The organism is Rhodococcus sp. B50 (assembly GCF_013602415.1).
Lineage (GTDB): Bacteria > Actinomycetota > Actinomycetes > Mycobacteriales > Mycobacteriaceae > Rhodococcus.
In genome coordinates, this window is the sequence record NZ_WPAG02000002.1 from 1578518 (window position 1) to 1592822 (window position 14305).

Annotated in this window: 13 protein-coding genes; 4 read left to right on the forward strand and 9 right to left on the reverse strand. The window is 68.1% G+C overall.

Annotated elements, in window-relative coordinates; genetic code table 11:
• Positions 1–120: 120 nt before the first annotated feature.
• Positions 121–1554 (forward strand): sugar porter family MFS transporter, encoded by a 1434-nt coding sequence (locus GON09_RS07610; RefSeq protein WP_307854337.1) that lies wholly within the window; start codon positions 121–123, stop codon positions 1552–1554.
• A 73-nt stretch (positions 1555–1627) separates the two neighbouring features.
• Here the strand turns inward: GON09_RS07610 and dxs are convergent, their stop codons facing one another.
• The 5 genes from dxs to GON09_RS07635 all read right to left on the reverse strand — a co-directional run bounded on the left by dxs (position 1628) and on the right by GON09_RS07635 (position 9211).
• Positions 1628–3571 carry a 1-deoxy-D-xylulose-5-phosphate synthase gene (dxs, locus tag GON09_RS07615; RefSeq protein WP_213931276.1) on the reverse strand — a complete coding sequence of 648 codons (1944 nt, stop codon included), beginning with the start codon at positions 3569–3571 and terminating at the stop codon, positions 1628–1630.
• A gap of 153 nt (positions 3572–3724) precedes the next feature.
• Positions 3725–5326 carry an MDR family MFS transporter gene (locus GON09_RS07620; RefSeq protein WP_213931277.1) on the reverse strand — a complete coding sequence of 534 codons (1602 nt, stop codon included), beginning with the start codon at positions 5324–5326 and terminating at the stop codon, positions 3725–3727.
• The gene (locus GON09_RS07625) at positions 5323–5781 is read right to left on the reverse strand and encodes a MarR family winged helix-turn-helix transcriptional regulator (protein ID WP_213931278.1); all 459 of its coding nucleotides are present in this window, start codon (positions 5779–5781) and stop codon (positions 5323–5325) included. The genes GON09_RS07620 and GON09_RS07625 overlap by 4 nt, the downstream gene beginning before the upstream one ends.
• A 152-nt stretch (positions 5782–5933) precedes the next feature.
• Positions 5934–7217 (reverse strand): class I SAM-dependent RNA methyltransferase, encoded by a 1284-nt coding sequence (locus GON09_RS07630; protein ID WP_213931279.1) that lies wholly within the window; start codon positions 7215–7217, stop codon positions 5934–5936.
• Positions 7214–9211 (reverse strand): APC family permease, encoded by a 1998-nt coding sequence (locus GON09_RS07635; protein ID WP_213931280.1) that lies wholly within the window; start codon positions 9209–9211, stop codon positions 7214–7216. The genes GON09_RS07630 and GON09_RS07635 overlap by 4 nt, the downstream gene beginning before the upstream one ends.
• A gap of 139 nt (positions 9212–9350) precedes the next feature.
• Here GON09_RS07635 and GON09_RS07640 point away from each other — a divergent pair, with 139 nt between their 5' ends.
• The gene (locus tag GON09_RS07640; protein WP_213931281.1) at positions 9351–10016 is read left to right on the forward strand and encodes a potassium channel family protein; all 666 of its coding nucleotides are present in this window, start codon (positions 9351–9353) and stop codon (positions 10014–10016) included.
• A 25-nt stretch (positions 10017–10041) separates the two neighbouring features.
• The gene (locus tag GON09_RS07645) at positions 10042–10695 is read left to right on the forward strand and encodes a potassium channel family protein (RefSeq protein WP_213931282.1); all 654 of its coding nucleotides are present in this window, start codon (positions 10042–10044) and stop codon (positions 10693–10695) included.
• On the opposite strand, the gene GON09_RS07650 is transcribed toward GON09_RS07645, so the two are convergent.
• Together GON09_RS07650 and GON09_RS07655 are read right to left on the reverse strand one after the other, a co-directional pair.
• Positions 10692–11441, reverse strand: a complete 750-nt coding sequence (locus GON09_RS07650) for a DUF3159 domain-containing protein (protein WP_213931283.1) — start codon at positions 11439–11441, stop codon at positions 10692–10694. The two genes, GON09_RS07645 and GON09_RS07650, sit on opposite strands and share 4 nt — an antisense overlap.
• 99 nt (positions 11442–11540) lie before the next feature.
• Positions 11541–11915: an OB-fold nucleic acid binding domain-containing protein gene (locus GON09_RS07655; RefSeq protein ID WP_016694463.1), complete on the reverse strand. Its 375-nt coding sequence runs from the start codon at positions 11913–11915 to the stop codon at positions 11541–11543.
• 204 nt (positions 11916–12119) lie between these two features.
• Here GON09_RS07655 and GON09_RS07660 point away from each other — a divergent pair, with 204 nt between their 5' ends.
• A complete protein-coding gene (locus tag GON09_RS07660; protein WP_244865435.1) occupies positions 12120–12869 on the forward strand; it encodes an alpha/beta hydrolase in 750 nt (249 codons plus the stop codon).
• Here GON09_RS07660 and GON09_RS07665 read toward each other — a convergent pair.
• Both GON09_RS07665 and dut read right to left on the reverse strand, forming a co-directional pair.
• Positions 12866–13714 carry a DUF3710 domain-containing protein gene (locus GON09_RS07665; protein WP_213931284.1) on the reverse strand — a complete coding sequence of 283 codons (849 nt, stop codon included), beginning with the start codon at positions 13712–13714 and terminating at the stop codon, positions 12866–12868. The two genes, GON09_RS07660 and GON09_RS07665, sit on opposite strands and share 4 nt — an antisense overlap.
• A gap of 1 nt (position 13715) precedes the next feature.
• A complete protein-coding gene (dut, locus tag GON09_RS07670; protein WP_213931285.1) occupies positions 13716–14186 on the reverse strand; it encodes a dUTP diphosphatase in 471 nt (156 codons plus the stop codon).
• Positions 14187–14305 lie beyond the last annotated feature (119 nt).

Below are 14305 nucleotides of genomic sequence, written 5' to 3' on the forward strand. Positions count from 1 at the left end.
GGCGGGGGATCGCCCGCGCGAGGCGCGGCCTGTCGTCGAGTTCTCGCCGGAAACGTCGAGTCGGCAGTTCGGCGCGGCGTAATGTTCCCCTGAAGAAAACACAGTGTGTCCAGCCCTTTCGTGCCCATGCAGCCAGTCTCATCCAGGAGTTCCTCGGTGACCCAACCATCGACCGCACACGCCGCGAAAGTCATCGCCGTGACCGTCGCGGCGGCCGTGGGCGGTTTCCTGTTCGGCTTCGACAGCTCGGTCATCAACGGCGCCGTCGACTCCATCCAGGACAACTTCGCGCTCAGTTCGTTCGTGACCGGCTTCGCCGTCGCCATCGCCCTGCTCGGCTGCGCCGTCGGTGCGTGGTTCGCCGGGCGCCTCGCCGACAGCTGGGGCCGCAAGCGCGTGATGCTCCTCGGCTCGGCCCTGTTCGTCATCTCCTCGATCGGATCCGGCCTGGCCTTCAGCGTTCCCGACCTGATGCTGTGGCGCGTCCTCGGCGGGCTCGGCATCGGTATCGCGTCCGTCATCGCGCCGACCTACATCTCCGAGATCGCCCCCGCGCGCTACCGCGGCGCGCTCGCGTCGCTGCAGCAGCTCGCCATCACCCTCGGCATCTTCGCCGCCCTTCTGTCGGATGCGGTCCTGCAGAACGCCGCCGGCGGAGCGTCGAACGAGTTGTGGTGGAACCTCGAGGCCTGGCGGTGGATGTTCCTCGTCGGTGTGGCGCCCGCAATCCTCTACGGCGTACTGGCGATGACGATCCCGGAGTCGCCCCGATATCTCGTCGGCAAGGACATGGACGAAGAGGCCGCGGCCGTGTTGGCGAACGTCACGGGTGAACTTCGGCCCGACGAACGTGTCCGCGAGATCCGGCTCACGCTGCGCCGGGAATCGAAGGCGTCCTTCGGCGACATCCGCGGCCCGGTCTTCGGTCTGCAGCCGTTGGTGTGGGTCGGCATCACGATGGCGGTCTTCCAGCAGTTCGTCGGTATCAACGCGATCTTCTACTATTCGACGACGCTGTGGAAGTCCGTGGGTTTCACGGAGAATCAGTCGTTCACGACCTCGGTGATCACGGCCGTGATCAACGTGCTCATGACGTTCGTCGCGATTCTGTTCGTCGACAAGATCGGTCGGCGGCCGCTGCTGATGACCGGTTCGATCGGCATGTTCGTCAGCCTGCTGCTGGCAGCGATCGCCTTCTCGCAGGCGGTTGGCAGCGGTGAGGATGTCGAACTGCCGGCACCGTGGGGTGCGCTCGCGCTCGTCGGAGCGAACGCCTTCGTGATCTTCTTCGCCGCCACCTGGGGTCCGATCATGTGGGTGATGCTCGGCGAGATGTTCCCGAACCGCATGCGCGCGGTGGCCCTCGGCATCAGCACCGCGGCCAACTGGATCGCGAACTTCACAGTCACGCTGGCGTTCCCGCCGCTCACCTCCGCGGTCGGCCTGTGGTTCCTGTACGGACTGTTCGCATTCTTCGCCCTGCTGTCGTTCTTCTTCGTCAAGGCGAAGATCCCCGAGACCAAGGGCATGGAACTCGAGGAGATGCAGAGCTAGTCGATACACGTCAGGGGCGGTATCCGGTGATCCGGATACCGCCCCCTGACATGTATGCCTCGTGTCGACCGACTCAGCCGGCTTCGCGATCGGACTGTTCGACCGCCGAGGGGCGCGACCGCTCCTCGGGTTCGCTGTCGAGGCCAGCGACCCAGCCGGTGACCTGACGTGCCACGTCCTGGGCCGTCAGACCGAGCTCGGCATGGATCTCGTTGCGGGAGGCGTGATCGAGGAACTTCTGCGGCACCCCGACATCGCGCGTGGGCATGTCGACATCGCTGCGGCGCAGAGCAGCGGAGACCGCCGAGCCGACACCGCCGTGCAGGCCGCTGTCCTCGACCGTGACGACGATCCGGAAACCGCGCGCGAGGTCGACCACCGCGTCGGACACGGGAAACACCCACCGCGGGTCGACGACCGCGGCATCGATCCCCTGCCGGGAGAGACGGTCGGCGACGTCGAGCGCAAGACCCGCGAACGCTCCGACCGCGACGATCAGTGCGTCGCCGCGACGCGAAGGCGGCATCCGCAGCACGTCGACCGTGCCGTCGATCCGTTCGATCGCGGGGATGTCCTCTCCCACGGAGCCTTTGGGGAATCGGAGGACGGTGGGGCCGTCCGAGACGTCGAGCGCCTCGCCCAGTTCCTCACGCAGCGTCGCCCCGTCGCGCGGAGCGGCAACCCGGATACCCGGCACGATGCCCAGCAGGGACAGATCCCACATGCCGTTGTGGCTGGCACCGTCCGAGCCCGTCACTCCCGCACGGTCGAGGACCACGGTGACCGGCTGCCGGAGCAGCGCGACATCCATGAGCAGCTGGTCGAACGCCCGGTTCAGGAAGGTCGAGTACACCGCGACGACGGGATGCATCCCGCCGAGCGCCAGACCCGCCGCCGACGTCAGCGCGTGCTGTTCGGCGATCCCCACGTCGAAGGTGCGCTCGGGGAACCGTTCGCCGAACTTGGCGAGGCCCGTCGGTCCGGGCATCGCGGCGGTGATGGCCACGACGTCCTCTCGCTGTTCCCCCAGCGCGATGAGTTCTTCGGAGAAGACCGACGTCCAGTCGGGTGCGGAGGCTGCCTTCGCCCGACCCGTGCGCGGATCCATGACGCCCGTGGCGTGCATCTGATCGGCGAGGTGGTTCTCGGCAGGCGCGTAACCGGCGCCCTTGCGGGTGACGGCGTGGACGAGGACCGGACCGCCGTACGCCTTCGCGCGGCGCAACGCGGATTCCATCGCCTGCTCGTCGTGCCCGTCGACCGGGCCGAGGTACTTGATCCCCAGGTCGGTGAAAAGCACTTGCGGGCTGACCGCGTCCTTCACACCGGCCTTCATGCCGTGCAGCACGGAGTAGGCCGCCGAGCCGATCCACGGGATCCGCTTGACCATGCGCCGGCTGTTGTCGAGCACCTTCTCGTAGCCCGGCTTGAGGCGCAGCGCCGCGAGATGATCGGCGAGACCGCCGATGGTGGGCGCGTAGGACCGGCCGTTGTCGTTGACGACGATCACCATCGACCGGTTCTGGCCGGCAGCGATGTTGTTGAGCGCTTCCCAGCACATGCCGCCGGTCAGGGCACCGTCGCCCACGACCGCGACGACGGTCCGATCGGACTGTCCGGACAGCGAATAGGCCTTGGCGAGCCCGTCTGCGTAGGACAGCGCGGCCGATGCGTGCGACGACTCGATCCAGTCGTGTTCGCTCTCCGCGCGGCACGGGTAGCCGGACAACCCGCCCTTCTGCCGGAGGCTGTCGAACTCGCCGCGACGACCGGTGAGGATCTTGTGGACGTAGGCCTGGTGACCGGTGTCGAAGAGGATCGGGTCGCGAGGCGAATCGAACACCCGGTGCAGAGCGATGGTCAGCTCGACGACGCCGAGATTGGGCCCGAGGTGACCGCCGGTCGCCGCGACCTTCTCGACCAGGAATTCCCGAATCTCCCCCGCGAGCTCGGTGAGCTCCACAGGGGAGAGTCGACGTAGATCGTCGGGCGACTGGATGCGGGACAGAACACCCAACTGGAACAGCTCCCTCCGGCTCGTGCCTCGCGCTCGTCGCGCGAGTGATTCCCTCAGTCTACGGAGCGCGGGAACGGAGCGTCTCCCGCTACCGCCTCGGTTCCGCATGACCTCCTGGTCACCGGCGAGCGGATCGCCCGGCCGTGATCGAGGTCACCCTCCCGAGGAGATGTCGGCGCGATCGGCAGGCGACTTCTCCTCGACGAGGTCGATGGTGGTGCGCAACGCCCGGTTCGGAATCAGCACCACGGATACCAGAGTAATGACTGCGAACGCCGCCGCCACGAGGAAGAGCGTCGCCGTCGCGTCGCCGTAGGCGGCGCGGATGACCTCCGCCACAGGCCCGGGCAGCCGGGAGAAGTCGAGACTTCCGCCGGTTCCGCCACCGGAGGTGTCCACACCGAGCTTCGCGAGACCGTCGGCGGAGAGCGTCGCGACGCGGGAGGCGAGGATCGAACCGAGCACCGACACACCGATCGCGCCACCGAAGGTGCGGAAGAAGGCCACGGAGCTGCTCGCAGCACCGATGTTGCGCACGCTGACGGTGTTCTGCACGGCGAGCACGAGATTCTGCATCAGCATGCCCGTGCCCAGGCCCACGATGGCGATGTACACGCTGATCAACGTCAGCGACGTGAGGTGATCGACGGTCCCGAGCAGGCCGAAACCGATCATCTGCAGAAGCGCACCGCCGATCAGGAAGCCCTTCCACTTGCCGAAGCGCGTGATGAGCTGACCCGAGAGCATCGACGAGATGAGCGTGCCCACGACCATCGGGATGGTGAGCAGACCGGCGACCGTCGGGCTGTAGGCACGCGAGGTCTGGAAGTACTGGCCGAGGAAGGTGGTGGCACCGAACAGGCCGATACCGACTGCCACCGACGCGATGATCGCGAGGGCGGTGGTGCGTTCGGTGACGATCTTCAGGGGGATGATCGGATCGGCCACCTTCGACTCGACGATCAGCGTCGCGGCGAGCAGGACGATGCCGGCTCCGACGTACAGGGCGGACTCGACCGAGAACCACTCGTAGTAGCCGGCCTTACCGGCGAAGGAAACCCAGATGAGCAGGACGCTCACGGCGGCGGTGATGAGGGTGGCGCCGAACCAGTCGATGCTCACGTTCTCCTTGCGGACGGTCGTGACGTGCAGCGTGCGCTGCAGCAGGACCAGTGCGACGACGGCGATCGGCACGCAGACGTAGAAGCACCAGCGCCAGCCGAGGAGGTCGACGATGACGCCCCCGAGCACGGGCCCACCCGACATGGCGACGGCCATGACGGCACCCATGTAGCCGGAATACCGACCGCGTTCACGGGGCGGGATGATGCTGCCGATGATCGCGACGACCAGAGCCGTCAGACCGCCCATGCCGATGCCCTGGATCACGCGGGCGGCGAGCAGGACCGGCACATTGTGTGCGAGGCCGGCCAGCACCGATCCGACGACGAAGACCAGGATCCCGAGCTGGACGAGCAACTTCTTGTTGAACAGGTCGGCGAACTTGCCCCAGATGGGCGTCGACGCGGCGTTGGCGAGCAGCGCCGTGGTGATGACCCAGGCGTACTGGGTCTGGGTGCCGTTCAGATCGGCGATGATCGTCGGCAGGGCGGTCGAGACGATGGTGCTGCTCAGCAGCGCTGTGAAGAGAGCGGCAAGGAGGCCCGACAGCACGACGAGAATCTCGCGGTGCGTCATCTGCTCCTCGGCTGCGGGAGCAGCCGGTTGCGCTCCCGATCCGGAGACTGTGGTCATGGATTGGTCCTTCGTGTATCGATAACGAGCGGAGCCAGGGACGAGGTGAGGCGCTCGAGCGTCGTGATGGCGCCCGCGATCTCGTCCTCGTGCCAGTCCGCGAGTTCTGCGGAGAGACGTTCGGTCCGGCGCTTCTTCACGAGTTCGAGGATCTCGATTCCCGCGACCGAACAACTCACCCGGTGAGCACGACGATCGTCGGGATCGGGATGTCGATCCACGAGGCCACGCTCGACGAGTTCGGCGATCTGTCTGCTCAACGACGACTGGCTGACGCACATCTCGACGGCGAGTTCGCTGGGACGGCACTCCCCCATCCGTGCGAGCACGAACAGCACCGCGACGAGCGCGGGGGGAAGCACGTCGGTGTCGTGGTGAACGAGTGCACCGCGCAGCGTGCGACCGAAGAGGAAGATCGCGTCGGCGAGTTCGTGGGCCTGGGCCTTGTCCGACACAGCGAACCTCCGTCGGGTGAATTAATTGATTACGTCATGCAACTATACAGATTACTTGCGTACTACAAGCAATCTCTTTCTCACGTCACACGACCCACCACGACGCGATTCCCGTCACACCCGGTCTCCTACAGGTGTGACGGGAATCCGGATCAACGGGTGAACAGACCGATGCACTCCACATGATGGGTCGACGGGAACGCTGCGAACGCCCGCACGTCGGCCAACTCGAACCCGTGATCGCGATACAGACCCACATCACGACCGAACGAGGCGGGATCGCACCCCACATGGACGATCCGGCGCGGACCCGCCTCGGCGACGGCCGCCACCACTTCCCTACCGGCCCCCGCCCGCGGCGGGTCGAGCACGACCACCTCGGGCGCCGGGAGGTCGGGGATCATCCGCTCCACCCGACCGTGACGGAAGGACACCTGGCCGAGATCGGCAAGTGCCTCCATCCCATCGTCGACGGCGGTCTTCGACGACTCGACCGACACCACCTGCCCGGACGGACCCACCTGCTCGGCGAGCACCGCGGCGAACACCCCCACCCCGCCGTAGAGATCCCACGCCGTCGCACCCGCGGACGCCTGCGCCCACTCGCCCACCACCGCCGAATAGGTGGTCGCAGCGCCGCGGTGCGCCTGCCAGAACCCTGTCGGCGCCAACCGCCACTCACGCTCACCGACCCTCTCGAGCACACGACCGGGACCCTCGATCACCTTCTCCGGACGGGGCGCGTTCACTGCCGCCCGCCGTGACGCCGCGCCGCGGCGACCCTGCCGCCGCGCACCACTCGCGACGACGGGCGGCGCGATCTCCACCACGTGCCGACCACCGTCCGCGTCGAGCACCACCTGCAACTCGGCTCCCGGCTGCCACACCCGGTCGGCGAGACCGACATAGGCATGCGGATCGATCTGCGGGCAGGCCAGCTCGGGGACGACCTCGTTGCTGCGGTAGCGCCGGTATCCCGGGTTCCCCGCCACGTCCACCGCGAGCCGGACCCGGGTGCGCCACAAAGTCCCGTTCGAGGCACCGCCGGGCACCTCCTCGACGGTCACCTCGCGGTCCACGCCTCCCAGCCGGCGAAGCTGCTCGACCACCACGGCGCCCGTGAAACGGCGCTGCGCCGCAACGGTCATGTGCGACAGATCGCAACAGCCCGCTCCCCCCGGACCGGAGATCGGACAGACCCGATCGACGCGATCCTCGGACGCCTCGAGCACGTCCTCCACGTCGGCGAAGCAGAACGACCCGCCTCGATCCTCGGTGACGCGAGCGAAGACCCGTTCCCCCGGCAGTCCGTGCCGCACGAAGACGACCCGACCCTCGAACCGCGCGACACACGCACCGCCGTGGGCGGGATTCCCGAGGATCACCTCGATCCGCCGGCCGGACCATTCCGTACGCGGGTGTGCCTGACGATTCACCGGGGTTCCTCCTCGTTGTCGAACTGTCGTTCCTGTCCGTCCGGGACGGCCCGCCCCATCGCACCCGCCTCCGTGGACGAGCGCAGCTGCCAGGGCACACTCGTCACCATCACTCCCGGCTGGAAGAGGAGCCGGCTCTTGAGTCTCAACGCACTCTGGTTGTGGAGCAGTTGCTCCCACCAGTGACCCACCACGTACTCGGGAATGAACACGGTCACGACGTCCCGGGGAGAATCGCGCCGGACCCGGCGCACGTAGTCGAGGACGGGCCGCGTGATCTCCCGGTAGGGAGACTCGACGACCTTCAACGGAACCGTCAGATCGCTCTTCTCCCATTCGATTACGAGACGCCGGGTGCTCTCGTCGTCGACGTTGACGGTGATCGCCTCGAGCGTGTCGGGACGGGTCGCCCGCGCATAGGCGAGCGCACGCATGGTGGGCAGGTGCAGGGTCGAGACGAGCACGATCGAATGCGTGCGGCTGGGCAGCACCCCGTCCCAGTCCGCGCTCTCGAGTTCCGCGGCGACCGTGTCGTAGTGTCGCCGGATCGCCTTCATCAGTACGAACGCCACCACCATGGTCACGACCGCGATCCACGCCCCGGCGGCGAACTTGCCGGTCAGCACGACCAGCAGCACCAGCGTGGTGGAGACGCACCCGACCCCGTTGATCGTCCGCGACCGCGCCATGCGGCCCCGGACGGCGGGATCCGCCTCGGCGCGCAGCTCCCGGGTCCAGTGACGCACCATGCCGGCCTGTCCCAGGCTGAACGCGACGAACACACCCACGATGTACAGCTGGATGAGCCTGGTGACCTCGGCTTCGAAGACCCACACGAAGACGACGGCGATACCGGCGAGGAAGAGAATGCCGTTGCTGAAGGCGAGCCGGTCGCCACGCGTGTGGAACTGACGCGGCAGGTAGCGGTTCTGCGCGAGAACCGAGCCGAGCACGGGGAATCCGTTGAACGCCGTGTTGGCGGCGAGCACGAGGATCACGGCGGTGACGACCGTGATCAGGACGAACGCGGCCGGTATCCCGTCGAAGACGGTATGGGCCAGCTGGGCGAGCAACGTCTTCTGCTCGTAACCCTCGGGTGCACCCCGCAACTGGGTCTCGGGGTGCTCGGCCACCACGACCCCGAGGCGTTCGGCGAGGAAGACCACCCCGAGGAACAGGGTGACGGCGATACCTCCGAGCACGAGCAACGTCGTCGCGGCGTTGCGCGCCTTCGGCTTCCGGAAGGACGGCACACCCGTGCTGATCGCCTCGACACCCGTCAGCGCGGCGCACCCGGACGAGAATGCGCGCGCGACCAGGAGGACGAAGGCGAGGGCCGTCAGGTCGGTCTGCTCGGCGACGAGCTCGAGATCGGCCGACTCGGCGCGCAGCTCGTCGCCCAGGACGAAGATCCGGAACAGTCCGGCCCCGAGCATCACCAGCATGCAGCCCACGAAGGTATAGGTGAGAACGGCGAAGGCGCGTCCGGCCCGCCGGAGACCACGCAGGTTCACCGCGGTCAGCAACACGATCGCGAGGATGACGAAGAGAACCTTGTGCCGGGCCACGAACGGGACTGCCGATCCGACCGTCGCTGCCGCGGACGACAGCGACACCGCGACCGTCAGCACGTAGTCGACGAGCAGTGCACTGCCCACGGTCAGTCCGGCGGTGGGACCGAGATTCTTCGTGGCGACCTCGTAGTCGCCGCCGCCCGACGGGTAGGCGCGCACGGTCTGGCGGTACCCGGCGATCACGATCACGAGCACGAAGGCGACCGCGAGACCGATCCACGGCGAGAACGCGTAGGCCGACAGTCCCGCGACGGAGAGGACGAGGAAGATCTCCTCGGGCGCGTAGGCGACCGACGACAGGGCATCGGAGGCGAACACCGGCAGCGCGGTGCGTTTGGGCATCAACTCGTGCCCGAGAGTGTCGCTGCGGAACGGACGACCCAGCACGAGCCGCTTCGCCGCGGTGGAAAGCTTGGACACGCGCAAAGCCTATGCGGTTCGGGCCCGGAAGTACCCCTCGGCCGGGTCACGACCGCTCGAGGATCGTCACGCGGTACCGTTCGGTTCGGCGGTCCGCTGCGGTCCGTCTCGGAAGGATCGACCGGAACGGAGTCCACGGGTGTACGTGGTGGTGATGGGGTGTGGTCGAGTCGGTTCGGCGGTGGCCACCGCTCTCGTCCGGCTCGGTCACGAGGTCGCGGTCATCGACCGAGACGAGACTGCGTTCGGGCGACTCGGCGACGACTTCCCCGGACATACAGTGCTCGGTATGGGCTTCGACCGGGACGTGCTGATCTCCGCCGGTATCGAACGCGCCGACGCCTTCGCGGCGGTCTCCTCCGGCGACAACTCGAACATCATCTCGACACGTGTGGCCCGCGAGACGTTCGCCGTCGAACGTGTCGTCGCGAGGATCTACGACGCCAAACGTGCGGCGGCGTACGAGCGGCTCGGCATCCCCACCGTGGCGACCGTGCCGTGGACCACCGATCGCTTCCTCCACGCGCTGACGCACGACAGTGAGACCGCCCGGTGGCGCGATCCCACCGGATCCGTCGCGATAGCCGAGGTGAACGTGCACGAGGGATGGGTCGGGCGACGCGTCACCGACCTCGAGGAGGCCACCGGATCGCGCGTGGCTTTCCTGATCCGGTTCGGCAGCGGTCTGCTACCCGACCGCAGGACGGTGCTGCAGGCCGACGACTCCGTCTACATCGCGGCGGTGTCGGGTTCCGTCTCGGAGGCGATCACACACGCCGAGAACCCACCGGTCGACGAGAACTGACCCGCCCACCCGAGAGGAAGCTCACATGAAGGTGGCGATCGCCGGTGCCGGCGCGGTGGGACGCTCGATAGCGCGCGAACTGCTGCGCAACGCCCACGAGGTGATGCTCATCGAACGCAAGCTCGAGCACGTCGAGCCGGACGCCGTTCCGGACGCGACATGGGTCCACGCCGACGCGTGCGAACTCAGCTCGCTCGAATCCACCGGACTCGAACAGTACGACGTGGTGATCGCGGCGACGGGCGACGACAAGGCCAACCTGGTTCTCAGCCTGCTCGCGACCACCGAGTTCGGTGTCCCGCGGGTGGTTGCGCGCGTCAACGATCCGCGCAACGAGTGGCTGTTCGACGAATCGTGGGGCGTGGACGTCGCGGTGTCCACGCCGCGCATGCTCGCGGCGCTGGTCGAGGAGGCCGTCACGGTCGGCGATCTGGTGCGGTTGATGACGCTCCGCAAGGGCGCGAACCTGGTGGAGGTCACCCTGCGGGACACCACCGCCCTGGCCGGGAAACCGGTTCGGAAACTGGAACTGCCCCGCGATACGGCGCTGGTGGCGATCCTGCGCGGCGGACGCGTGATCGTCCCGCAGCCGGACGATCCGCTCGAAGGCGGGGACGAACTGCTGTTCGTCACGGCGGAGGACGTCGAGGACGATCTTCGGCAGGCGGTGAACCGCTAGTCGCGCGAACCGTGCCGGTCGCGGAGACGGTGCCGGCCGTCGAGTCCGTGCCGGTTCTCGGTGCCCGACTCGTCGTGGGAGCCCGACGTCTCGTGGGAGCCCTCGGTCGAAGGGTCCTCGAGGGTCTCGGCCTCGGCCGGCGGGGGTTCGACGATTCGGTCCGCGCGCCGGACCGCCCAGAGAGTGACCAGCAGGGCGAGCGCGGTCAGCGGCCAGCCCATTCCGATCCGTGCGACCGCGAGCCACCCGGTGCGGTCCTCGTCGTAGAGGTGGTTCTGCACGAGATAGCGGCCGAGGAAGACCAGGGTCCATGCAAGGGTGGCGACATCGTAGGCACGCACCGCGGTGGGATGCGACCGCCACCGCGAACCCTGGCCGTTGAGCATCCCCCAGATCACGCCCACCAGCGGCCTACGGACGAGCACCGACAGAAGGAAGGCGCCCCCGTAGACCAGGCTCGCGTAGATCCCGAAGAGGAAGTATCCCTTCGCGTCGCCGGTGCGGTGAGCGATGAAGGCGCACAGGGCGACTCCGAAGAAGCCGGAGATCGCGGGCTGGATCGGCGTGCGCTGGATCAGGCGCCACACGAGCACCGCCAGTGCCACGCCCAAGGCCGTCCAGATGGCCGCCGTGAGCCCCCACACGCTGTTGACCGGCACGAACACCAGCACCGGCAGCGTCGAATAGATCAACCCGCTGATCCCACCGAGTTGTTCGAGCATCGTCTGCTGGTTGGTGTCGCTCACTCCTACGAGGGTGCCACATCGGGCACAGCGGTACGACCCCGCGTATTCGGGGGAACCACTCCGCGTACGCAGGGGCCGGTCACCCCCGGCGCGCGCCGGTCAAGCCGGTTCGCGCAGCTCGTAGTACGGGTTGTAGATCACCTTGCGTCCGTCGCGTTCTCCCACGCGACCGCGTACCGTCAACGTACGCCCGGGCTCGATCCCGGGGATGCGCCGACGACCGATCCACACGAGCTGGATCGAATCGGTCCCGTCGAAGAACTCCGCCTCGACGACGGCGGCAGCGGCACGCGAACACGACTCGACACTGCGGAGGCGTCCGTACATGGTCACTTCCTGACCGCGGGCGCATTCGACGACGGGTAGGGCGCCCGTGGAGTGCGAGGATTCGGCCATCTCCTCGGCATCGAGTTCTTCGATGTCCTCGGTGAGCCGCCGTGTGAGCCGACGCAGATAGCCGGCCGGGGAAGCCATAACACGCTCCTGTACGGAAGGGCACGGATCACGTGCCACCGGACTCTTCTTCGACCGCCACTGTAGACGCATTCTCGCCGGATACAAGTTGCACGGTGCACACCACCGTGCAGGCACCGTCGACCTGGTGTGCAGGCACCGCCGGCACGACCGTGTGGGCAGGTGAGCGTGGTTTCCGGGGACCGATGGTGCAGGATCGTCCGCATGTCCCGCAACGAATCCCCGGTCTCCCCGGACGCCGGTCCGTCCCGGCCGGTCGCCCGCACCGCGGTCGTGCTTCCCGGCACGGGTTCGGACGCATGCTTCGCCGAGAAGGCGTTCGGCCCCGAACTCCGACGCCGCGGCATCACGCCGATCACCGTCGATCCGGACCCTCGCGGTGTCGTGGCGAGCTACGTCGCGGCGCTCGACGATGCCGCGGCGGACGGACCGATCCTCGTCGGTGGGGTGTCGATCGGTGCGGCCGTCGCGCTGAGGTGGGCGTTCGACAATCCCGACCGTGTCGTCGGCGTCCTCGCGGCCCTACCGGCGTGGACCGGCGATCCACTGGAGGCCCCGGCGGCTGCGAGCGCGCGGTGGACGGCGACCGAGCTACGCACTCACGGACTCGAAGCGGTCACCGCGGCGATGGCGGCCTCGAGTCCGTCCTGGCTCGCAGGGGAGCTGACCCGCTCGTGGAGCGCCCAGTGGCCCGACCTTCCGTCCGCGCTGGACGAGGCCGCGCGCTATCGGTCGCTCGACGTCGACGAGCTCCGGGCCGTGAGGGCGCCGGCCGGTGTCGCCGCGGCGGTCGACGACGCGGTTCATCCGCTGGAGGTGGGGCGGCAATGGGCACGCGAGATCCCGCGGGCGGAACTCGCGACGGTGGAACTCGCGCAGGTCGGGAGCGATCCCGCAGTGCTCGGCACGCTCTGTCTCACAGCCCTCGACCGGATCGTTGCGGTATCGCCCTAGAAGCCGAGTTGTTGCATCGCCGAACCGGATTCGCCGCGGCGCGGCGGAGGGGTCTGCTGGGTGGGTCGGGGCTGCTGAGTCTGCTGGGTGGGCGGGGCCGGCCGCGCCGTCCGAGGGGCGGGCTGTGCCGAAGCAGGTCCGGGCTGCTGCTGCTGCTGCGCCGCCTGCTGCTGTTGTTGCTGTTGCGCTGCGACGAGCTGACGGGTGAGCGCCTCGGGGAGCACGATCGGCAGCGGCGTACGGACCGGATGGGGGTCTGCTCCTCGCCGGACGACGGTTCCGGAGATCACCGAGCGTGCGATCCCGACGAGTTCGGAATCGGCTCCCGCATTCCCGGGAGGCGCCGCCACGACACAGCGGATCATCCAGCGGAAACCGTCGACACCGATGAATCGCAGATCGGCGTTCGCGGCCCTGCCGTGCAGTTCACGGCCCCACGGGCCCGATTCGATGCTGACCTCTGCGTTGTCGTTACGCAGGGTCTCCGCGAGTTCGGCGGCGACCTCGCGCCACTGTCCCGGCGACTTCGGCGCGGCGTACGCGGAAACCGTGATGCGTCCGAACTGGGTCACCAGGTGGACGTTCTGAGGCGTTCCGTTCGGCGCCATCTCGACCTGGATCTGGCCGCCGGCCGGCAGCGGGACGAGCACGGATCCGAGATCGAGACGGGAGGCGGCCATCGTCTCCTCGTCGACCTCGTCGATGTCGTACGGACCGGAATCGGCTGCGCTGCCGGTGGCGTATTCGTCGTATGCCTCGTCGGAAGGCTCGTCGTATGCGCCGAGATCGCCGCCGGGTGCAGCGGCGTCGGTCGCCTCGCGGTTCTTGCGGCGTCGTCCGAACATGTCAGGAACCCTCCTTCACGAGGCCGGCGTGTCCGCCGCTCGATCCGTATCCGCCGCTGCCCCGCGTCGTGTCGTCGAGCTCGTCCACTTCGACGAAGTCGACGAGTTCGACGCGCTGGACGAGCAACTGCGCGATGCGGTCGCCTCGGCGGAGTTCGACGGCGCGCTCGGTGTCGTGGTTGATCAGGCACACCTTGATCTCTCCACGGTAGCCCGCGTCGACCGTCCCGGGTGTGTTCACGACGGACAGTCCGAACTTGGCGGCGAGGCCGGAACGCGGGTGGATCAATCCGACCGTTCCCACGGGCAGTGCCACGGCGATGCCGGTGCCGACGAGCGCTCGCTCCCCCGGACCGAGGGTCACGTCGACCGAGGTGCACAGGTCCACGCCGGCGTCACCGGGATGGGCGCGAGTGGGCACGGGAAGCTCCGGATCGAGCCGGCGCAGCGGTATCGGGGGAAGATCGGTCACGTCGACCGAGACTACTCGCGTGCCGGGCCGCTCCCCCGAGGCGACTATCCTTACGGTGTGTCCCGATCTTCGCGCACCTCAGCGACAACACCCCCGACGGCCGACGCTCCGACCTTCTC